The following is a 22232-nucleotide window of genomic DNA, read 5'->3' as shown; positions in this document are numbered from 1 at the left end:
CAAATTTCCTAGCCGAGACTATAGGCCTATCTTCTTGAAGGCCCTGCTCATCCAGGAACCCTGATTCTCGCTCGGCTCGAGACCCCCGGATTTTACAAGATTATAGGCGTCCTTGTACCAGCGGCTGTCAGGAAAATTGTGGCCAAGCACCGCGGCTGCGGTCTGCGCCTCGGCGACGATGCCGATCGTCATATAGGCCTCGGTGAGCCGGAACAGCGCCTCCTCGACATGGCGGGTGGTCTGGTACTGCGTGACGACGGCCTTGTAGCGGTTGATCGCCGCCGTGTAGTCGCGCTTCTGCATGTAATAGCGGCCGACATTCATTTCCTTGCCGGCGAGCTGGTCGCGCGCACCCTCGATCTTGGCTTTGGCCGAGGTCGCATATTCCGAGTTCGGATATTTGCGGTTCACCTCTTCCAGCGCGGCGATCGCCTTCTCGGTGCGTGCCTGGTCGCGGCTGATGTCCGGGATCTGGTCGTAATGGGAGGCGGCGATCAGGTACTGCGCATAGGCCGCGTCCGGGCTGCCGGGATGCAGCGTGACGTAGCGGGTCGCGGCGCCGATGCAGCCGTCATAGTCGCCGCCCTGGTAGGAGGCATAGGCCGACATCAGCAGCGATTTGCGGGCCCAGTCGGAATAAGGATGCTGGCGGTCGACCTCTTCGAACTTCTTGTTCGCCCCCTTCATGTCCTTCTTCTCGTTCATGAGGTACAGGCCCTCATTATAGATCTTGTCGGCGGGCTCCTCGACGAAGGTGTCATCCTTGGCGGTGAACTTGTCCCAGAGCGAGCCGGTGCCGCAGCCGGCCAGCGGCAGCGCGAGCACCACGAAGGTGGCGGCTTGAAGCAGCCCGCGGACTCCAGGCGACACCGAGAGATATCCGCGCGTCATACGCTGTGCCGACATGAATTTAAGCCCTGACGCCCTGTGATGCGGTGTCCGCCAGCCCATGAACCCCGTCATGGGCGCGAAATGTAGCCGTGGCGCCTGCCATGCGACCACGCCGTGTAACCGAAAAACGATCTCGAACCAACCGGATAGGCAGGCATTTCGCCCGGATTAAGGCGAACGCGCCGCAATCCTAGCCGATCATCGTTACCAGGAGTTTCCCGGGGAAAGCCGCCGCCAAACGCAGGCGGCAACAGAACGCCAGTGGCGACAGGTCCCGTCAGGACACGTCCGGCCCGTAGGCCGCAGCGATCCGGCCGCCAACGATGCCACGACCGACTTCGCCCACGGGACGCGTGGTGCGGCGGACCGCCTCGCCCTCGACCACCCGCCAGGCGGTACGGTCGGCGAGCAGCGCGGTCAGGACAGCGTGGTTGAGCTTGTGGCCGCCACGCACCGAGCGGTAGGCGCCAAGCAGCGGCAGGCCGGCCAGCGCGAGATCGCCGATCACGTCCAGCACCTTGTGGCGGGCGCATTCGTCGGCGTAGCGCAGGCCCTCGGTGTTGAGCAGCCGCTCGTCGTCGAACACGACGGTATTGTCGAAGGAAGCGCCGAGTGCGTAACCCGCGCTCCAGAGTCGGGCGACGTCGCACATCAGGCCGAAAGTCCGGGCGCGGCCGACTTCACGGCGGAAGCGCTCCGGGTTCAGGTCGAAGCCGTAGCTCTGCTGGCCGATGACGGGATTGGTGAAGTCGATCTCGATATCAACGCGGAACCCGTTGGCGTAGGGCCGGATCTCGCCGAAGGAGTCACCGACCTTGGCCGAGATCGGCTTCAAAACCTGAATGAAGCGGCGCTGTGCCGGCTGGCTGACGATGCCGGCCTGGTCGATCGCGGCAATGAAGGCCGCGGCACTGCCGTCCATGATCGGTACTTCAGGGCCGTCGATCTCGATGGTGGCGTTGTCGACGCCCATGCCCCGCAGCGCCGCGAGCACGTGCTCGGCGGTGGAAACCAACGGGCCGTCACGATCGCCGAGGACGGTAGCGAAGTCGGTCGCGATCACCTGGTCGGCGGTCGCCTGAATCTCACGGTCACTTCCCTCAAGGCCGGTGCGGACAAAAACAAAACCCGCATCGACGGGCGCGGGCCCCAGCGTGAGAGTGACTGGAAGACCGGAATGAACGCCAACGCCTGCCACGGTGGCTTGCGCACGAAGCGTTGTTTGCCGGCTAAATTTCATCAGGAACCCGCCCCACTACGACCCACTGCGACTTATACTAGGCCCGCTTGGCCGGCCAGTGCCGACGGTTGCGAATCTCCGTATCCCCAAGTCACGGCAAACCATAGTCACTGCCTCAAACAAGCCAACTCACGCTTTTTTACCGATTGTTACCCCAAACCTGCCGTATTCGCGCCAAGGCTTAACCAAATTGCGCCGGAGTTCGGGACCGTTATCGGCAGTTCTACTGAACCACCGGATGCGTAATTAATGATTTAAAATCAGTTGCTTGGCCCCGCAATCCGGACATGCACGGGACAAATGGAAAGGTCCCGGCGAGCTTCCCGCCGGGACCTTTTTCGTCAGCCTTATTGTAACAATCCTCACGTCGCCTGACGCCTCAGGAAGGCGGGGATATCAAGATGGTCGTCACCCTGTGGCGCCGGCGCAACAGGCGCCGGGCGGCCGTGCATGTCCAGGCCCTGAGGCGCGGGACGGCGGGCATACTCCGATACCGGCTCGCTGGCCGCGATTTGCTGTGCCACAGTCTTCTGGGGGGGCCGGCGATCGGGCAGCGGCGGCATCGCGGGACTGGCGGTGCGGGCTGTGACCGGCGCCTCACTCTCCTCGTCGCGACGGCCGAGGCCGACATTGGCGAGACGCTGCAGCAGCGACAGGCGGGTCTTTTGCGGGGTCTCTTCTTCCGCCTCGCCGCGGGCCTGGCGAAGCTCGGCCTGGGCCGGCATCGGCAGTTCGTCGATACGCGGCATCCGCGGGGCACGGACCGGCCCACGTTCGGCCTGCGGCGGGATGAAGGTTTCCGGCGTCATCGGCTCCTGCATCGCGACCGGGGCCATGTCAGGCTCCGGAAACAGGGTCGGCTTCTGCGCGATCGGGCGTACCGTGACGTCGCCATAGGTCTGCATCGGCGCGGGGGCCTGCGGGACCTCGGCAACGGCAGCCGCGATGGCGGCAAGCGCGGCGCGCTCGACATTCGGACGCGGCGCGGTCGGCGCGGCAGCCCCCGGGGCGGCGGTCGGGATCTGGGCTTCCAGCTTCTGGGCGCGCTCGGCCATGCGCTGATTGTCGGCACGCAGACGCGCGGTCAGGTCGGCGAGACGGCTCTCGGCAGCGGCGGCCGGAGCAGCGGGAGCCTGCTGCACCTGTTGGATCTGCTGCGGTGCCGCGTTCGCGACCGGGGCGCTGGTGGCCTGGGTGTTGCGGGCGATCGTTGCCTGCTCGATGCCGGTGGCAACGACCGAGACCCGGATCAGGCCGTCGAGCGCTTCGTCGAAGGTCGCACCGACGATGATGTTGGCGTCCTGGTCGACTTCCTCGCGGATGCGGGTCGCGGCTTCGTCAACCTCGAACAAGGTGAGGTCCTTGCCGCCGGTGATCGAGATGAGGAGGCCCTTGGCGCCCTTCATCGAGCTATCGTCGATCAGCGGGTTGGCGATCGCGGCTTCAGCGGCGGTCAGCGCGCGCTTGTCACCGGAAGCCTCGCCCGTACCCATCATCGCCTTGCCCATCTCGCGCATGACGGCGCGAACGTCGGCGAAGTCGAGGTTGATCAGACCTTCCTTGACCATCAGGTCGGTGATGCAGGCAACGCCGGAGTAAAGCACCTGGTCGGCCATCGCGAAGGCGTCGGCGAAGGTGGTCTTCTCGTTGGCGACCCGGAACAGGTTCTGGTTCGGGATGATCAGGAGCGTGTCGACGACCTTGTGCAGCTCGTTGATGCCGGCCTCGGCGGTGCGCATGCGGCGGCCGCCCTCGAAGTGGAACGGCTTGGTCACGACGCCGACGGTGAGGATGCCCATGTCGCGCGCGGTCTTGGCGATGACGGGAGCTGCACCGGTGCCGGTGCCGCCGCCCATGCCGGCGGTGACGAACACCATGTTGGCGCCCGAGAGATGGTCGCGCAGTTCGTCGATCACCTCTTCCGCCGCCGCCGCGCCGACGTTCGGCTGCGAACCCGCGCCGAGGCCTTGCGTGACCGCGGTGCCCATCTGCACGATGCGCTGCGCCTTCGACATCGTCAGCGCCTGCGCGTCGGTGTTGGCGACCACGAAGTCGACGCCCTGGAGGCCCGCCGTGATCATGTTGTTGACGGCGTTGCCACCGGCGCCACCGACGCCGAACACGGTGATCCGGGGCTTCAATTCGTGAATATCAGGAACATTGATGCTGATGGTCATGTTTGCCTCTCGATCACGCGCGCGTGGGTTCGCCCCGGCCGGCGGCCGCGGGAGTTGGTGAAATGCGAAGGTTGCGGAACCGGTTCATCAGAAGCCCTCGCGTAGCCATCGTCCGACCTTTCCAAAATAACCGCCCGTCCCTGTCTTGACCTGCTGCCGCGTATGCCGCGGTTCGACATGCTCGTGATGAACATATTGCGGGTAGACGAGGAGCCCGGCCGGCACCGCGAACGCGGCGTTCTTCGCCTCATTGGGCAGCCGGCCGAAACCGAGCGGACGTCCGACCCGCACGGGCCGGCCGAGAATCTGCGTGCCGAGTTCGACGAGGCCGGTGAGCTGCGAGGCGCCGCCGGAGAGCACAACGCGGCCGTTGGGCTCTGAGGCGAAGGGCGAATCCTTCAGCTTGTCCCGAACCATTTCGAAGACTTCCTCGGCACGGTGCTTGACAATATTGGCGATGGTGGCGCGGGAGACGATCTGCGGCAGATCCTGCTCGTCACCGGCTGTCGGTACAGACATCAGCTCACGCGAGTCCGATCCGCCGGTGATGACGGTGCCATATAACGTCTTGATTCGCTCGGCATCGGCAATGGTCGCGGAGAGTCCGCGCGCGAGATCCATCGTGATGTGTTGCCCGCCGACCGCAAAGCCCGCCGCATACACGAAGCGGCCGCCGGAATAGACCGCGATGGTGGTGGTGCCCGCGCCCATCTCGACGACGGCGGCGCCGAGATCGGCCTCGTCGTCGGTCAGCACCGACAGGCCGGCCACATACGGGCTCGCCGCCATGGCTTCGACATTGATGTGGCAGCGCTCCACCGCCAGCATCAGGTTGCGGGCAACGGTGGCCTCGCAGGTGACGACGTTCATGTCGACGCCGAACTGATGCGCGACCATGCCGCGCGGATCGCGGATGCCCTTGACGCCGTCGAGCGTGTAGCCGACCGGCAGCGCGTGCAGCACGGTGCGGCCCTCGCCGGTGGCGTGGCGCATGCCGGTCGAAGTGACGCGGCTGACATCGGCCGGCGTCACGGCGCCGCCGCGGATGTCGGCGGCGGCTTCGACCAGCTGGCCGGAAAGCCGGCCGCCGGAGACCGACAGCAGCACGGACTCGACCCGCACCTTGGCCATCTTCTCCGCCAGCCCGACGGCCTGGCGTACCGCCTGCTCGCATTCGGCAAGATCGATCACCGCGCCGGCCTTCATGCCGCGCGACTGGATCTGGCTGTAACCGATCAATTCAACCGCATGGGTACGGCCGCGCAAGGCGTCGCTCGGCGCCGACGGCTTCAGCCGCGCAATCATGCACGCGATCTTGCTGGTGCCGATGTCGAGGCAGGCGACGATGCCGCCGCGCCTGTGCGGCATCGGGCGTGTCTTCGGGGTCTGGGTGCGATCAAGACCGGTCATGCGGCGTCCCCGGCCTTCTTTTTCTTCTTGTCCTTGAACAGGTCCTCGCGCGCCTTGGCGGCGTCGTCGGACAGCTGCACCACCAGGCGATCGGGCAGGCGCATGTCGACGGCGACGATGTCGCGGGAGAACAGCTTGTCCTCCTTGTCGAGCCTGGACAGCGTCGCGAGGGCGTTGCCGACGTCCTGCTCGGGCAGACGGATGTCGAGGCCATCCTTGAGCCTCAGGTTCCAGCGCCGCTCGCCGACATAGATCGCGGCCTTGGTCACCGAATTGATCTGCGGATAGCGCGCCAGCAGCGCCAGGAAATCGCGCGCCTGGGTGTCGGCACCCTTGCCGACCACGAGCGGCAGCGACAGGAACCGGCGCGAGACGTAAGGCTCGAGCACCGCACCATCATCGGCGATGACGGAGAGCCGGCCGGCCTCCTGCCACAGCGCGAACGCCTGGCGCTCGGTGATGTCGATCATGAGCCGGCCCGGATAGAGCTTCAGCACGGTCGCATCCGCAATCCAGGGATTGGCCTTGAGCTTGTCGCGCACGACGTCGGCGTCGAGGAACAGCAGCGAGGAGCGGCCGCTGACCCCGCCGACCGCGAGGATCTCGTCCTGGCTGAGCTGCTTGCGGCCGTTGATCACGACGGAGGTGATGCGGAAGCCCGCGGAATTCGCCAGCGCGTTACGGGTGTCGCTGACTGCGGCGATGAAATCCTGGAGGTGGCCACCCCTGACGATGCCGAAGCCACAGCTTCCGGCCAGCAGCAGAACGGTCATGGTGATCCCGACCCGGCGCGGCGCATAGCGCTCGACCAGCGCGACCACGCGCGGCGGCGGCTCGCGCTCGACGACGGGCTTGGCTTTGGTCTTGGACCTGATCTTGTTCTGGGCGGCAGCGCGCTTCTGGTCGCGCTTGTCCTGCACCCACTCGCGCAGAAGCACCACCGCTCCGATAGCGGCCGCCTTCAGGTCAGCTTGGGGCCTCAGCGATCTCAAAAACGACCGGGTGAGGCTTCCTGCACCATCCATTGCACGAGCTCGTCAACAGTTAGCCCGCGACATCGCGCGGGTCCTGGCGAACATGACGTCTCGGACTTGCCGGGCCGGGTGCTGGTCTTCAGAAGAAGAAAACCTCTCCCCTTCAAAGCGTTCGCTGGAGGTGACATCACCCGCAACAGCCCACGCGCCGGCAGCCAAAGCGTCATGTGCGCCGCCAGCGTTAACCTTCGGACGTCCTGGTAAACAAAAGGTAAACTTCGTTAACGCCGGATGCGTTTTGCCCAGGCTTGTGAGGCATTTATGCCGCGATACCCGGCATCTTACCGGTTTTGGGTTCCAAAACCGGCCATTTCGCCCGTTCGGCCGTTAACCAGTCCTAATTATTTTCTTACGTCCCGCCCGGCGAGCTCGACCAGGCCACGCAGGAAGTCGACGAACTCGATGCCTTCGGCTTTCAGCGCCTTGGGGTAGAGCGAGGACTTGGTCAGCCCGGGCAGCGTGTTGGTCTCGAGATAGATCAGGCCCCTGTCAGAGACGATGAAGTCAGAGCGGGAATAGCCGGTGCAGGACATCGCGCGATGCGCCAGCATCGCCTGCTCCTTCAGCGCAGCGGTGATCTCGGGCGCAAAACGGCCGGGGCAGATCTCCTGGGTCGACTTCAGGAGATATTTTGCGGCGTAGTCGAAATTGCCCTCGCCCGGAATGATCTCGATCGGCGGCAACGAGATGATCGAGCCGTCGGTGCGCTCCAGCACGCCGCAGGTCGCCTCGACGCCCGCGATGTAGGGCTCGATCACATAGTCTTCGTGCTTCGCCGCATTGCGGACGGCGACGAGATCCTGCCTGGCGTTGACGAAGATCAGGCCATAGCTCGAACCGTCGCGCGCCGGCTTTGCGATCAGCCGGCCGTATTCGGCGAAGGCCTCGTCGATCTCGTCCAGCGCAACATTGGCCGGCGGCGTCACGCCGCCGAGCGCGGCGAAATGCTTGGCCGCGATCTTGTCGAAGGCAAGATGCGAGGAGGCCGAGCCCGATCCGGTGAAGGGCACGCCGCGCGCCTCGCACATCACCTGCAATTCGCCGTTCTCCGCGCGGCCGCCATGCAGGCCGAGCACCAGCACGCGGCCCTCCGTCTTGGCCCGATCGAGCGCCTGCCCCAGCGGAATGCCCGATGTGCCGGGCTTGAACTCGTCCTCGAACGGACGGGCGTGTTCGAGCAGTTGCTTCGACTGCACGACATGCACCTTGTCCTCGACGTCCCACCACCAGAGATCGGCCTCGGGCAGCGCCTGATGTAGCGCCTGGGCTGAGGCGACCGAAACCAGACGCTCCCGGTTGGAGCCGCCGAAGAGGATGGTGATGCGCATGTTCTCTCGTCGCCTGTCCAGGTTAGCCGGGAATTCCAATCCGCTTGATTTCCCAATGTAGCTCAATTCCGGAGTTTGCCTTCACCCGTTCGCGCACGGTCTCGCCGAGCGTCTCGATGTCGTGCGCGGTGGCATCGCCCGTGTTGATCAGGAAATTACAGTGCATCTCCGAGACCTGCGCGCCGCCGACGCGCAGGCCGCGGCCGCCGGCGGCGTCCACCAGCTTCCAGGCGGAATGGCCGGGCGGATTCTTGAAGGTCGAGCCGCCGGTCTTTTCGCGGATCGGCTGCGCGGTCTCGCGGTGGGTCTGCACTTCCGCCATGCGCGCGCGGATCGCAGCAGTATCCCTGATCTCGCCGCGAAAGCGCGCGGTGGTGAAGATGATGGAGGGGTCGATGCCGCTGTTGCGGTAGACGAACTTCATGTCGGCGTTCGAGAACACGTGCTTGCTGCCGTCCCTCGCAACGCCGGTCGCCTCGATCAATACGTCCTTGGTCTCGCCGCCATTGGCGCCCGCATTCATGCGCAGCGCACCGCCGATGGTGCCGGGAATGCCGAAATAGAATTCGAGCCCGCCGATATTGGCGGATGCCGCGACCTCCGCCACGCGCTTGTCGAGCGCGGCAGCGCCTGCGGTGACGATGTCGCCATTCGCAACAGCCTCGCCAAAGGCGCGCGGCGCCAGCCGAATCACCACACCCGCGATGCCACCGTCACGCACGATCAGGTTGGAGCCGACGCCGACGACATAGACGGGAATGTCGGGCGCGAGAAGCGCGAGGAAGTAAGCGAGATCGTCCTCATCCGCCGGCGTGAACAACACCTGCGCGGGACCACCGACGCGAAACCATGTGAGATCCGCCAGCGACTGGTTGGCCAGCATCCGGCCGCGCAGCTCCGGCATTGCGGCTTTGAGATCGGGCGTGATGTCCGGGAAGCTCATGCGGAGATGCTCGCTTCGCGTGAGGGACGCACGCTGCCTCTGTTCCCTCCCCACTTGCTGGGGCGGATCAGGGAGAGGGGTAGCCACAAACGCAGACCTCGCCTGCGGCCAGCCCTCTCCCCCGCCCTCCCCCACAAGGGGGGAGGGAGCGCAGTGTGCCGTGTGGGTGTCTGTGAGACTCTCATGAGAGCGCCTACCCCAGCGCCTTCAATTCGCCGGGCAAGGCATACGCCCATTGCGTGATGTTGCCGGCGCCAAGGCACACGACGAGATCGCCCGACTTCGCCAGGCCCTTGACGATCCCTGCAAGCTCCGGCGCGCCCGGCAGCGGGATCACCTCGCGGTGGCCATGGGCGCGCAGGCCCGCGACGAAATGCTCGCGGTCGATGCCGTCGATCGGCGTCTCGCCTGCGGCATAGACATCGGCGACAACAACCGCATCCGCATCGTTGAAGCAGGTGCAGAATTCCTCGAACAGCGATTGCAGGCGGGTGTAGCGATGCGGCTGCACCACGGCGACGATCTTGCCGTTGGTGGATTCCCGCGCCGCCTTCAGTACTGCCGCGATCTCGACGGGGTGATGACCGTAATCATCGATCACCGTGACGCCGTTCCACTCGCCGGTCTTGGTGAAGCGGCGCTTGACGCCGCCGAAGCCTGCGATCGCCTTTCGGATCGCCTCGTCCGACACGCCGAGCTCGCGCGCGACCGCAATCGCGGCCGTCGCGTTGGAGGCGTTGTGGCGTCCCGGCATCGGCAGCATGAGATCGGCGATCTCGTGCACGGCGCCGGTCTTGCGGTCGCGGAACGCGACCTTGAACTTGGAGCCACCGCCCATCGGGGTGAGATCGACGAGCCGCACATCGGCCTGCGGATTTTCGCCATAGGTGATGATGCGGCGATCCTCGATCTTGCCGACGAGGCTCTGCACGACGGGATGGTCGATGCACATCACGGCGAAGCCGTAGAACGGCAGGTTCTCGACGAAATGCCGGAACGCGTCCTGCACCGCCTCGAAGGTCTTGAAGTGATCGAGATGCTCGGGGTCGACATTAGTGACGATCGCGACATCGGTCGGCAGCTTGAGGAACGTGCCATCGCTCTCGTCCGCTTCGACCACCATCCAGTCGCCGGCGCCAAGGCGCGCATTCGAGCCATAGGCATTGATGATGCCGCCATTGATCACGGTGGGATCGAGCCCGCCGGCATCGAGCAGCGTTGCGACCATCGTGGTCGTGGTGGTCTTGCCGTGGGTCCCGGCGATGGCGACGCAGCTCTTCAGCCGCATCAGCTCGGCCAGCATCTCGGCGCGGCGTACGACGGGAATGCGGCGTTCGCGCGCCGCCATCAGCTCCGGATTGTCGCGCTTGATCGCGGTGGAGACGACGACGACCGCAGCGCCGTCGACATTCTCGGCCTTGTGGCCGACCGAGACCTTCGCACCCGCCTTGCGCAGACGGTCGAGATTGTAATTGTCGGAAGCGTCCGAGCCCTGCACGGCATAGCCGAGATTGACCAGCACCTCGGCGATGCCGCTCATGCCGATCCCGCCGATCCCGACGAAGTGGATGGGTCCGATCTCGCGCGGCAGTCTCATGCTCTGTTCCCTGACCTTGCCGCCGGAAAGGCGGCATCTGGCGAAGGTCACGGCCAAATCAGCCGCGCGCCTTTCCTACTGGATGCCCCGCTTTGGAAGGCCAAGACAAGGGCTTTTTCGCGTCAGATTCCCGCGACTTTGACCACCAGATCGGCCAAACGTTCGGCCGCATCGAGCCGCCCCGCCCCCTTCGCGGCTGCGGCCATCGATGCGAGGCGCGCGGGCTCGGCGGCGAAGGCGGAGATCTCGGCGGCGAGCCGGTCGGAGGTGAACTCGGTCTGCGGGATGCGGATCGCGCCATCGACCTTGGCCAGCACGCCGGCATTGGCGAACTGGTCCTGGTCGATCGAGCCGGGCAGCGGCACCAGGATCGAGGGCCGTCCGATCGCAGCGAGTTCGGCGACCGTGCCGGCGCCGGAGCGCGACACCACCAGATGGTTGGAGGCGAGCCGCGCCGGCAGGTCGGTGAAGAACGGCGCGAGCTCGGCATTGATCTTGAGCTTGTCGTAGACCGCGCGCACGCGCGCCATGTCCTCGTCGCGGACCTGCTGGGTCAGCACGAGCCGGCTCCACAGTGCGGGCTCGAGCCGTTCGATCGCGCCGGGCACGATATCGGCCATGATGCGCGCGCCCTGGCTGCCGCCGACGACGAGCAGGCGCAGCGGTCCGTTCGCTTCAGGCGCGGCATATGGCACGGCGGCCGCGGCGAGGATCGCCGGACGCATCGGCGTGCCCACGGTCGTGGTCTTGCCCGCCAGCGCCGGATCGCGGTCGAGCACGCCGGGCAAGGACGTCGCGATGGCGCGGACGCGGGTCGACAGAAACCGGTTGGCGCGACCGAGCACCGCATTGGCGTCGTGGATGATGCCAGGGACGCCCGCAAACTTCGCGGCGACCAGCGGCGGCAGCGTCGGATAGCCGCCGAAGCCGACGACGGCGACGGGCTTCAGCCGCTTGATCAGGCGATACGCAGATAGCGTGCCGGCGGCGAGCGTGAGACCGGCATAGGCGAGCTGCAACGGATTGCGGCCGCGCGCGGTCTCGCTCGAGACGACGTCGATCATGTCCTTGCTGAACAGCCCGCTATAACGCAGCGCCCGCTCGTCCGTGACGAGGCGGACGCGAAAGCCGCGCCGGATCAGCTCGACGCCGAGCGCCTCGGCCGGAAACAAATGGCCGCCGGTGCCGCCCGCGGCGAGAAGAATCAGGGGGGAAGTGTCCATGGTGAGGGAGTTTTACAGGCTATCTCCCGTCATTGCGAGCGAAGCGAAGCAATCCAGACTGTGACCGCGGAGACACTCTGGATTGCTTCGTCGCTTCGCGCCTCGCAATGACGCTTAGGCGTAACTGCGCATCGCCTCGGCGTGGCCGCTCGCCTCGACTTCGGTGCGCGGGCGCAGCCGCGTCAGCGCCAGCATCATGCCGACACCATAGGCCAGCGACACGATCGAGGAGCCACCATAGGAGATGAACGGCAGCGTCATGCCCTTGGCGGGGATGAGCTGGAGGTTGACCGACATGTTGATCGCGGCCTGCACGCCGAACAGGATCGCAAGGCCGGACGCCGCAAAGCGCGAGAACATGTCCTCATTGGCGTAGGCGCGCGACAGCGTGCGAATCACGACGAAAGCGAACAGCGCCAGCATCGCAAGGCACAGGATGATGCCGAACTCCTCGGCGGCAACCGCGAACACGAAGTCGGTGTGACTGTCCGGCAGGCTGCGCTTGGCGATGCCCTCGCCGGGCCCGAGCCCGAACCAGCCGCCGTTGTAGAAGGCTTCCATGGCGGTATCGACCTGGAAGGTGTCGCCGGAAGCCGGATTCATGAAGCGCTTGATACGGCCGGCGACGTGCGGAACGAACAGATAAGCGCTGAACAGACCGGCCGCGGCGGCGCCCGCCAGGCCGAACACCCAGATCATGCGCATGCCCGCGATGAAGAACAGCGAGCCCCACACCATCAGGATCAACATGGTCTGACCGAAATCGGGCTCCATCACCAGCAGCGAGACCAGCATCAAGAGCAGCACCAGCGCCATCGAGGTCGCCGGCATTTCAGGCCGCCTGGTCGATTCCGCGAACAGCCAGGCGGCGATGACGACGAACGACGGCTTTGCGATTTCGGAGGCCTGGATGTTGACGCCGAGCAGCGTGATCCAGCGCCGCGAGCCCTTCACCTCGGGGCCGATCGCGAGCGTCAGCACGATCAGGATGATGCTGGCCGCGAAGATGATCAGGGCCGAGCGGCGGATCGCGCGCGGCGACAGGAAAGACACCCCGAGCAGCACCAGGCAGGACGGCGCCAGGAACATCACGTGGCGGCTGAAGAAGTGGAACGGATCGAGCCCGATGCGGGTCGCAACCGGCGGGCTCGCCGCCAGCGACAGGATCACGCCGGTGAGCATCAGCGCCAGGATGGCGCCCATCAGCGGCTTGTCGACGGTCCACCACCACTCGGAAAAGGGGGTGCGTTCTTCACGGGAGAGCATGGGCGGCCGCTTTCGGACAGAGGTCGGTCCATTGGTCGCCGAGGTTGGTTACCGGGGGTTAAGGAGATCGATAACTTTGGAGAGAGCGCACAACGCAACCACAAATTCATGCCCCGGCTTGACCGGGGCATCCAGTACGCCGCAGCGTCTCCGTATCTCAGCACCGCCTCTGGATACTGGGTCGCCCGGTCAAGCCGGACGACGACAGCGGAGATTGGAGAAGCAGCGCCCCTCACACCACCGGTTTCACACCCGGCAGTGCCTGCACCAGTTCGCGGAACTTGGTGCCGCGGATCTCGAAGTTGCGGTACTGGTCGAAGGACGCACAGGCGGGTGACAGCAGCACCACCGCATCCGTGAGACCGGATGCCTCGGCATCGCGCGCGGCGTGCTCGACGGCGACGTCCAGCGTCTGGCTGATCTCGTGCGCGACCTGCGTGCCCAGCGTTCCCGAAAACTCCTGCGCGGCCTCGCCGATCAGATAGGCCTTGCGGATGCGCGGGAAGTAGCCGGTGAGGCCAGTGATGCCGCCCGCCTTGGGCTTGCCGCCGGCGATCCAGAAGATTTCCGAAAAGGACGACAGCGCATGCGCGGTGGCATCGGCGTTGGTGCCCTTGGAGTCGTTGACGAACAGCACGTTGCCGCGGCGGCCGACCTGCTCCATGCGATGCGCGAGGCCCGGAAAGCTGCGCAGGCCGTTCTGCAGCACATCGAGGCTGATGCCCATCGCGAGCGCGGCGGCGGCGGCGCAGGCCGCGTTCTGCGCGTTGTGCTGGCCGCGGAGCGAGCCGATGCCGCCGAGCTTTGCGATCTCGCTCCTCGCGCCGCCCGCGGTGCGCACAATCGTGCCGTGCTCGACATGGATGCCGGAGGCCAGCGGGTTCTTGACGGAGATCCGCACCACGTTCTTGCCGGCGCGGTCGAGCCGGTCGGCGATGTCGCGGCAGAAGCCATCGTCGACGCCGACGATCGAGGTGCCGCCCGCCTGCACGCTGGCGACGAGACGCTCCTTCACCGCAGCGTAATGCGCGAGGGTGCCGTGACGGTCGATGTGGTCCTCACTGACATTGAGCAGGATGCCGACGGAGGGATCTAGCGAGGGCGTGAGGTCGATCTGGTAGGACGACATCTCGATGACGTGGACGCGGCCCGTGCGCGGCGGCTCCAGCGACAGGATCGCCGTACCGATATTGCCGCCCATCTGGGTGTCGTAGCCGGCGACCTTTGTGAGATGCGCGATCAGCGCCGTCGTGGTCGACTTGCCGTTGGTGCCGGTGATCGCGACGAACGGCGCGTTGGGCGCGTGCCGCCGCCGCTCGCGGCAGAACAGCTCGATATCGCCGATCACCTCGCAGCCGGCCTCGCGCGCCTTCAGCACGCTCCAGTGCGGCACGGGATGGGTGAGCGGCACGCCCGGCGCGAGCACCAGCGCCGCGAAATTCGCCCAGGAGACATTGCGCAAATCGGCTGTGATGAAACCGGCCTGTGCCGCCTTGGCGACGTTCTCGACATTGTCGTCGGCGGCGATCACCTCGGCGCCGCCCGCTTTCAACGCGTGACAGGACGCAAGCCCCGAGCCGCCGAGGCCGAACACCGCGACGGTCTTGCCGGCGAAGGATGTGACCGGGATCATCGATCGATCACCGCAGCTTCAGCGTCGACAGGCCGGCAAGTGCCAGCATCACCGAGATGATCCAGAAGCGGATCACGATCTGCGGCTCGGTCCAGCCGAGCTGCTCGAAATGGTGATGGATCGGCGCCATCCGGAAGATGCGTTTTCCCGTGAGCTTGAAGGACACCACCTGCACGATGACCGAGACCGCCTCCAGCACGAACAGGCCGCCGATCACCGCGAGCACGATCTCGTGCTTCACCGCGACCGCGATTGCGCCGAGCATGCCGCCGAGCGCGAGCGAGCCGGTGTCGCCCATGAAGATCGAGGCCGGCGGCGCGTTGAACCAGAGGAACCCGAGACCGGCGCCCAGCAGCGCGCCGCAGAGCACCGCGAGCTCGCCGGTGCCGGCGACATATTTGATCTGGAGATAGTCGGCGAACACCGCGTTGCCGGCGAGATAGGCGATCATCGCAAAGCTCGCGGTCGCGATCATCACGGGAACGATGGCAAGACCGTCGAGACCGTCGGTGAGGTTCACCGCATTACCGGCACCGACGATGACAAAGGCGCCGAACACGACGAAGAACCAGCCGAAATGCAGCACGGTGTCCTTGAGGAAGGGAATCGTCAGCGCGGTCGACGCCGGATCGCGGTTCAACCGCACCAGCGCATAGCAGGCGACCAGCGCGATGGCGGCCTCGATCAGCAGGCGCAGCTTGCTGCCGAAGCCCGTCGTGGTCTGCTTGGTCACCTTGAGGTAATCGTCATAGAAGCCGACGAAGCCGAAGCCGAGCGTCACCGCCAGCACGATCCAGACATAGGGATTGAGCGGATTGGCCCACAACACGGTGCCGACCGTGAGGCCGGACAGGATCATCAGCCCGCCCATGGTGGGCGTGCCTTTCTTGGCGAGATGCGATTGCGGGCCGTCGGTCCGGATCGGCTGGCCCTTGCCCTGACGGATGCGCAGATGGTCGATGATCCAGGGCCCGAACAGGAACACGAACAGCGCGCCGGTGACGACGGCGCCGCCGGTGCGGAAGGTGATGTAGCGGAAGACGTTCAGGAAGGTGCGAACGGCACCGAAGCCGGGAAATGTGTTGGAGAGCTCGATCAGCCAGTAAAACATTCAGACGGTCCTATGGCGCCTTTGCACGCGGCCCTGGTGTTGGCCTTGATTTGCCTCACGCGCATTCGCGGGTCTTCTTCATGGGTCGGGCGACCTGGGAAAACGGACGGCTTCGCGCCGCAAAGGGTGGGATTCGGGAACTGCGCCTTCCAAGCAGTTTACGCCTTTGCCTGCAAGGCGGCCACTAGGCCCGGCACAAACTTGTTGACCCAGAACATCTTCTTGCTGCCCTTGACAACCACGACATCGCCTGCCCTCAGCAGATTTGCGACCTCGCCCGGCTTCAGCGTGGCGGGGTCGTCGTGCCAGCCCAGGCCCTTGCCCGCAGGCAACACGTCGTAGAGATGGCGCATCAAGGGGCCGACGCAGTAGACGCCGTCGATGCCGTCGAGATGCTTGGCGAGGGCCGTGTGGTAGCTTGGTGCGTCATCGCCCAGTTCCAGCATGTCTCCGAGCACCGCAATGCGACGGCCGCCGGTCACGTTGCGCGCCTGGAGGCTTTGCAGTGCGGCAGCCACGCTGGCCGGATTGCCGTTGAAACTGTCGTCGATCACGGTGACGCCGCTGATCGCCTGCTCGACGCCGCGGCCGGTCATGATGCCGACCCGGTCGAGCTTGATCGCGAGCGTCGCCGCATCGAGGTTCGCGGCGCGGACCGAAGCGAGCGCCGCAAGCGCATTCTGCACGCGGTGCGGTGCGCCCGGCGTCAGGCTGAAGGCGATCTCCTTCTTGCCGAGCGTGGCCACGACCTGCCAGCTCTCGCCATGCGGCGCGTGCGCGACCTCGTGCACCTCGGCTTTCTCGCCGAACCGTACCACCTTGCCCTTCCAGTCCGGCGCCTTGATCCCGGCAGGCAGCACCAGCACGCCATCCTCGGGCAGGCCGAGCGCGATCGACACCTTCTCGCGCCTGATGGCTTCGAGCGAGCCGAGCTTTTCCAGATGCACCGGCTGAACGTTGACGACGAGCGCAACGGTCGGCCGCGTGAGCTCGCTGAGCCGCGCGATCTCACCTCGCTGGTTCATGCCCATCTCGACGACCCAGAGGCTGGCGTCGGGCCTCGCGTTGCACAGCGTCAGCGGCACGCCCCAGAAATTATTGAAGCTCGACGGGCTGGCATAGGCGCCGGGGTAGGCCGCGAGGAATTCCTTGGTGCTGGTCTTGCCGGCGCTGCCGGTGAGCCCGATCACCGGTCCGTTGAAACGGGCGCGTGCGGCGCGTGCGAGGCCCCAGAGACCGTCGATCAGCGTGTCCTTGACGACGATCTGGGGAATGCGGATGCCGGCGATCTCGTGCGGCACGATCATCGCGACCGCGCCCGATGCTTCCGCCTTGTCGGCGAACTCCCAGCCGTCACGCGCGCTGGCGAAGGCCGAGATGAAGCCGCCGCTCGGCGTGCCGCTGAGCGCGACGAACAGGCTGCCCGGCTTCACCAGGCGGCTGTCCTGGGTGACGAAGTCGATCGGCGTGTCCGGAAATGATCCCGCAGCGCCCAGCGCACGCGCCACGTCGGCAACCGTCCATATTGGCGCGCTCATGCATCCCTCGACGCTAATGCGGCGGCGACCGCCTCGTGATCACTGAAGGGCAGCACCTCGCTGCCGACGATCTGCCCGGTCTCGTGGCCCTTGCCGGCAACGAGCAGCGCATCGCCGTCTTCCAACTCCTCGATCGCGGTGCGGATCGCCGCGGCGCGGTCGCCGATTTCGCGGGCACCTTTTGCAGTCGCGAGGATTTCGGCGCGAATGGCTTCCGGCCTCTCGCTGCGCGGATTGTCGTCGGTGATGATGACACGGTCGGCGTTCTCGGCCGCGATCTCACCCATGATCGGGCGCTTGCCGGCATCGCGATCGCCGCCGGCGCCGAACACGACGACCAGCCTTCGCTTCGCGTAGGGACGCAGCGCCTGCAATGCCTTCGCCAGCGCATCGGGCTTGTGCGCATAGTCCACGAAGATCGGCGCGCCATTGCGCTCGCCGACACGTTCGAGACGTCCCTTGGCACCTTCGAGATGCTCGAGGCTCGCGAACACATTGGCCGCATCGCTGCCGGTGCCGATGGCAAGTCCGGCCGACACCAGCGCGTTCTCGATCTGGAATTCGCCGACCAGCGGCAACCGGATCGCATGGCGCTTGCCGCGATGCTCGACGGCAAGCACTTGCGAAAAACCTTCGACCTCGGCCGCAGCAAGACGAATGCCCTCGCCTGCCCCGTCGCCGTTGCGGCCAACCGCCATCGCGCGCAGGCCGTGCGACCTGGCAGCATCGATTGCCTCCGCCGAGCAATCATGATCGGCGGAGATCACCGCCGCGCCATCCGCCGGGACCAGCTCGCGGAACAGGCGGAGTTTTGCCGCGAGATAATGCGCGACGGTGGGATGGTAATCCATGTGGTCGCGCGAGAGATTGGTGAAGCCGCCGGCGGAGACACGGACGCCGTCGAGGCGGTACTGGTCGAGCCCATGCGAGGACGCCTCGAAGGCGAGATGCGTCACGCCTTCGCGCGCGATCTCATCGAGCTGCCGGTGCAGCGCGATCGGATCCGGCGTCGTCAGCGAACCGTAGACGGTGCGCTTGGGCGAGACGAGACCGATGGTGCCGATGCTGGCGGAGGCATGGCCCAGCCGCTCCCAGATCTGGCGCGTGAACGCGGCGACCGAGGTTTTGCCGCTGGTGCCGGTCACCGCCGCGATGGTCGCGGGCTGTGCGGGGAAGAATTTGGCCGCGGCCAGCGCCAGCGCGCGGCGCGGATTGGCCACGGTAACGAACGGCACCTTGCTGCCATCAGGCGCATGGTCGCCGACGATCGCCACCGCGCCGGCTGCAATCGCGGCATCGATGAAGCGCGCGCCGTCGGTCTTGCTGCCCGCGAGCGCGAAGAAGAGGTCGCCTGACTTGACCACACGGCTGTCGAGCGCAACGCCGGTCACATCGAGCGCTGCGACAGCGGGCTCGATTGCGGCATCATTGCCTGGAACGTCCTGACCTAGGAGGTCGCGCAGCTTCATGGTCTTCCAGTCGACATGCCGTGCCGGAAAGCCGAATCTTCGGAAAAGCCCCGACTCAGCAGCGGCGACGGCCTCCCCCGTTGATTACTGGGTTGTCCTGGATGCTGCAAGAATAAGGCGGTCGGACGGCGGCAGGTCAAACCGTGGCTCGACGCCCAGAAGCGGCGCGATCCGCTCGATCACCTTGCCGCCGGTCGGTACCGCGTTCCAGCCCGAGGTGATGAAACCCTTCGTTTCGGGAATCGCCTGCGGCTCGTCCAGCATGATCAGGATCTGATACTTCGGGTCGTCGCAGGGCATGATCGCGGTGAACGAGTTGAGCACGCGCTTCTTGGCATAGCGGCCGTTGATGACCTTCTCGGACGTGCCGGTCTTGCCGCCGACATAGTAGCCCTTGACGTCGGCGGTCTTGGCGGTTCCGATTTCGGCATTGAGCCGCATCAGGAACCGCATCTTGTCGCTGGTCTCCGTCTTGATGACGCGCTTGGCCAGCGCCGCCGCTTCGGACTCGCTGCGCTTCATGAAGGTCGGCGGAATCAAATAGCCGCCGTTCACCAGCGCGTTGATGCCCATCACCGCCTGCAGCGGCGCCACCGACATGCCCTGGCCGAACGCGATGGTGACCGTGTTCAGCTCGCCCCAGCGGCGCGGCACCAGCGGAGCCGCGCTCTCCGGCAGCTCGGTGCGCAGCCGCGTAAGCTGGCCCATCTTGGCGAGGAACGCCTTGTGCGCCTCCACGCCCTGGCCGAGCGCGATCCGCGCAGCGCCGATGTTGGACGAGTAGGTGAACACTTCCTTGGTGTTGATGAAACGTCCGAGCGGGTGACTGTCGTGGATGGTGAACTTGCCGTAGTGCAGGTTTCCGCGTGCATCCCACGGCGTGTTCAGATTGATCTTTCCGGAATCGAGCGCCATCGCCAGCGTGAACGCCTTGAAGGTCGAGCCCATCTCGTAGACGCCTGTGGTCAGGCGATTGATGCGATCGGGATCGTGCGCTTCCTTCGGATTGTTGGGATCGAAATCCGGAAGCGAGACCATCGCCACGAGCTCGCCGGTCTTCACGTTCGAGACGATGCCGGACGCCGCCTTGGCGTGGAACTTCTCCTTGGCCTTGAGCAATTCGTCGCGCAGCGCGTGCTCGACGCGCAGATCGATCGAGAGCTCGATCGGCTTCTGCAGCCGGTCGGTGGCAAAGCCGGCGCGGTGGAGATCAGCGAGCCCTTGATTGTCGAGCCACTTCTCCATGCCCGCGATGCCCTGGTTGTCGATGTTGACGAGACCGATGAGGTGGGCGACCTCGTTGCCGGTCGGATAGACGCGCTTGTTCTCACGAAGGAAGCCGATGCCGGGAATGCCGAGCTTGTGGATGTCCTGCTGCTGCTTCGCCGTGACCTCGCGCTTGAGCCAGACGAAACCTTTTCGCCCCGACAGGCGCTCACGCACCTCGGCCTCGTCGAGGTCGGGCACGGTGGCGGTGAGAAGCTCGATCGCCTCGTCCTTGTCGATGATGCGGCGCGGCTCGCCGAACAGGCTCGCGGCCTTGACATCGGTCGCGAGGATCGCGCCGTTGCGGTCGACGATGTCGGGCCGCGCGGTCGCGACCACCTCTTGCGCGGCAGCACGGCGGGCGCTGTGGGCGTCGGCACCGATCGCGAACATCACGAGCCGGCCGCCGATCAGGACGTAGACCGACGTAAAGGCGAGCATCGCGAGGCCAACGCGCGCGCGCGCCTTCGCGGCGCGGTCAACATTGCGCCCGTAGAGCAGGCTGCGGATGAGCCGCTGCCGCCAGGGCTCGGTCGGCTTTTGAGTTGGCTTGGCCGGGGTCACAGCGCTCATTGCTTGTCCTCGGGCTGAGGCACGGAGCCCGTCACGGTATCCGGATCGCTCGCGGCTTCGATGGTGTTGAGCATGGCCCCGATCGGATCCGGCTCGCCCGGCCTGAACATCCGCGGCGGACGCTCCGGCAGGTTCTTCAGCGAGTCATATTGCGTGCCATTGACCGGCTTGAGCGGCAGATGCCGGTCGGACAGGCCCTGCAGACGCAAGGGCGCATCGAGCTTGGCCCATTCGGAGCGCAGCGCCGCGATCGCATCGCGCTGCTCGCGGATCTCCGCATGGAGCCGCAGCACCTTTTCGGTGCGCGCCGTGGAGTCCATCTTGATCCGGTAGACATAGGCCGCCGCGAAGATCAGCGCGCCGATGACGAGAAGGTGGATGAAGCGCATGCGCTAGCCACCCCTCATCACGTCGGCGAGTTTTGGCCAGGACGAGGTCTCGCCGTCGTCGTGCGCGGGCGCTGAAGTGCGCTCGGCGGCACGCAGTTTTGCGGAACGCGCGCGCGGGTTATGCGCGACTTCCGCTTCGCCAGCGATCACCGGCCGGCGCGTCAGCAGCTGGAAGCTCGGCGGGACTTGCGCCACTTCCGGCAGATGCCGCGAGCCACCGCCGGTCTTCGAACGCAGGCTAAGGAAATTCTTGACGATGCGGTCTTCCAGCGAATGGAACGAGACCACCACGAGGCGGCCGTCCGGCCTGAGCACGCGCTCGGCCGCAGCGAGCGCGGTCTGGAGCTCCTCGAGCTCTTCATTGACGAAGATGCGCAGGGCCTGGAACGTTCGCGTCGCCGGATGAATATCGCCGGGTTTCGAGCGCACGACCCGGCCGACGAGATCGGCGAGCGCGCGCGTTGTCGTGAACGGCGTCTCCTGCCGGTCGGCAACGATGGCGCGGGCGATGCGGCGCGACTGCCGCTCCTCGCCAAAGAGATAGATGATGTCGGCGAGATCGCTCTCCGAGGCGCGCGCGACGATGTCGGCCGCCGTCGGCCCCGCCTGCCCCATCCGCATGTCGAGCGGACCATCGAGACGGAAGGAGAAGCCGCGACCGGCCTGGTCGAGCTGCATCGAGGAGACCCCGACATCCATCACGACGCCGTCGACGGCATCGACGCCTTGCGCCGCACAGACCTCGGCGAGATTGGAGAAGCGGTCCTCGACCAGCGTCAGCCGGCCCGCGGAGCGTTCGACGAGCTCGGCCCCGCCGGCGATCGCCGTGCGGTCGCGATCGATCGCAATTAGGCGGGTTCCCGGCACGTCGAGAATGGCGCGGCTGTAGCCGCCGGCGCCGAAGGTAGCGTCGATATAGATCCCACCCGCGCGCGGCGCGAGATGATCGACCGCCTCGCGGCCGAGAACGGGGATGTGCGGAACCGAACTCATGCGCCACACCCGCAGAGCGTCCATGCGAGATCTGGGACGAGCGAGTCCATAACGCCTCGAATAATTCCGCGTCGCGGCGGTTCCACGACCCAACCCTCGTCCAGCATGGTTACCGGGCCCGGTCATCCCGGGCCGCAAACCCAGAGTTCCC

The 22232-nt window shown here is 66.0% G+C and carries 17 protein-coding genes; all 17 read right to left on the bottom strand.

Translation table 11 applies throughout. From position 1 onward, the window contains the following. Window positions 1-18: 18 nt before the first annotated feature. A complete protein-coding gene (locus BJ6T_RS13685) occupies window positions 19-906 on the bottom strand; it encodes an outer membrane protein assembly factor BamD (protein WP_028156378.1) in 888 nt (295 codons plus the stop codon). 262 nt (window positions 907-1168) lie between these two features. Beyond that, window positions 1169-2131, bottom strand: a complete 963-nt coding sequence (gene lpxC, locus BJ6T_RS13680; RefSeq protein WP_014492965.1) for a UDP-3-O-acyl-N-acetylglucosamine deacetylase — start codon at window positions 2129-2131, stop codon at window positions 1169-1171. 362 nt (window positions 2132-2493) lie between these two features. Then, the gene (gene ftsZ, locus BJ6T_RS13675; protein WP_014492964.1) at window positions 2494-4308 is read right to left on the bottom strand and encodes a cell division protein FtsZ; all 1815 of its coding nucleotides are present in this window, start codon (window positions 4306-4308) and stop codon (window positions 2494-2496) included. A gap of 87 nt (window positions 4309-4395) precedes the next feature. Next, window positions 4396-5718, bottom strand: a complete 1323-nt coding sequence (ftsA, locus tag BJ6T_RS13670; protein ID WP_014492963.1) for a cell division protein FtsA — start codon at window positions 5716-5718, stop codon at window positions 4396-4398. Then, window positions 5715-6743: a cell division protein FtsQ/DivIB gene (locus tag BJ6T_RS13665; protein WP_028170654.1), complete on the bottom strand. Its 1029-nt coding sequence runs from the start codon at window positions 6741-6743 to the stop codon at window positions 5715-5717. Before BJ6T_RS13665 ends, ftsA begins: the two co-directional genes overlap by 4 nt. Before the next feature lie 350 nt (window positions 6744-7093). Continuing rightward, a complete protein-coding gene (locus tag BJ6T_RS13660; protein WP_014492961.1) occupies window positions 7094-8080 on the bottom strand; it encodes a D-alanine--D-alanine ligase family protein in 987 nt (328 codons plus the stop codon). A gap of 22 nt (window positions 8081-8102) precedes the next feature. Next, the gene (gene murB, locus BJ6T_RS13655; protein ID WP_014492960.1) at window positions 8103-9023 is read right to left on the bottom strand and encodes a UDP-N-acetylmuramate dehydrogenase; all 921 of its coding nucleotides are present in this window, start codon (window positions 9021-9023) and stop codon (window positions 8103-8105) included. Window positions 9024-9216: 193 nt separating this feature from the next. Continuing rightward, the gene (gene murC / locus BJ6T_RS13650; RefSeq protein ID WP_014492959.1) at window positions 9217-10620 is read right to left on the bottom strand and encodes a UDP-N-acetylmuramate--L-alanine ligase; all 1404 of its coding nucleotides are present in this window, start codon (window positions 10618-10620) and stop codon (window positions 9217-9219) included. Between the two features lie 122 nt (window positions 10621-10742). Further along, window positions 10743-11843, bottom strand: coding sequence for an undecaprenyldiphospho-muramoylpentapeptide beta-N-acetylglucosaminyltransferase (gene murG / locus BJ6T_RS13645; RefSeq protein ID WP_014492958.1), 1101 nt, complete (start codon window positions 11841-11843; stop codon window positions 10743-10745). Between the two features lie 114 nt (window positions 11844-11957). Then, window positions 11958-13109 (bottom strand): putative lipid II flippase FtsW, encoded by a 1152-nt coding sequence (gene ftsW / locus BJ6T_RS13640; protein ID WP_014492957.1) that lies wholly within the window; start codon window positions 13107-13109, stop codon window positions 11958-11960. 232 nt (window positions 13110-13341) lie between these two features. After that, window positions 13342-14742: a UDP-N-acetylmuramoyl-L-alanine--D-glutamate ligase gene (gene murD, locus BJ6T_RS13635; protein ID WP_014492956.1), complete on the bottom strand. Its 1401-nt coding sequence runs from the start codon at window positions 14740-14742 to the stop codon at window positions 13342-13344. A gap of 7 nt (window positions 14743-14749) precedes the next feature. Beyond that, entirely contained in the window at window positions 14750-15853 is a 1104-nt protein-coding gene (gene mraY, locus BJ6T_RS13630; protein ID WP_014492955.1) for a phospho-N-acetylmuramoyl-pentapeptide-transferase, read from the bottom strand. 158 nt (window positions 15854-16011) lie between these two features. Beyond that, complete coding sequence (locus BJ6T_RS13625; RefSeq protein WP_014492954.1) at window positions 16012-17391, bottom strand: UDP-N-acetylmuramoyl-tripeptide--D-alanyl-D-alanine ligase; 1380 nt, start codon at window positions 17389-17391, stop codon at window positions 16012-16014. Continuing rightward, a complete protein-coding gene (locus BJ6T_RS13620; RefSeq protein WP_014492953.1) occupies window positions 17388-18860 on the bottom strand; it encodes a UDP-N-acetylmuramoyl-L-alanyl-D-glutamate--2,6-diaminopimelate ligase in 1473 nt (490 codons plus the stop codon). Before BJ6T_RS13620 ends, BJ6T_RS13625 begins: the two co-directional genes overlap by 4 nt. A gap of 84 nt (window positions 18861-18944) precedes the next feature. Next, a complete protein-coding gene (locus BJ6T_RS13615; RefSeq protein ID WP_014492952.1) occupies window positions 18945-20699 on the bottom strand; it encodes a peptidoglycan D,D-transpeptidase FtsI family protein in 1755 nt (584 codons plus the stop codon). Further along, complete coding sequence (gene ftsL, locus BJ6T_RS13610) at window positions 20696-21088, bottom strand: cell division protein FtsL (protein ID WP_014492951.1); 393 nt, start codon at window positions 21086-21088, stop codon at window positions 20696-20698. Before ftsL ends, BJ6T_RS13615 begins: the two co-directional genes overlap by 4 nt. Before the next feature lie 3 nt (window positions 21089-21091). Beyond that, window positions 21092-22081, bottom strand: a complete 990-nt coding sequence (gene rsmH, locus BJ6T_RS13605; protein WP_028170653.1) for a 16S rRNA (cytosine(1402)-N(4))-methyltransferase RsmH — start codon at window positions 22079-22081, stop codon at window positions 21092-21094. Window positions 22082-22232 lie beyond the last annotated feature (151 nt).

The sequence above is a fragment of the Bradyrhizobium japonicum USDA 6 genome (genome assembly GCF_000284375.1).
Classification (GTDB): domain Bacteria; phylum Pseudomonadota; class Alphaproteobacteria; order Rhizobiales; family Xanthobacteraceae; genus Bradyrhizobium; species Bradyrhizobium japonicum.
The sequence above is the reverse complement of the archived record's forward strand: the minus strand, read 5'-3'. Positions and strand labels throughout refer to the sequence as shown.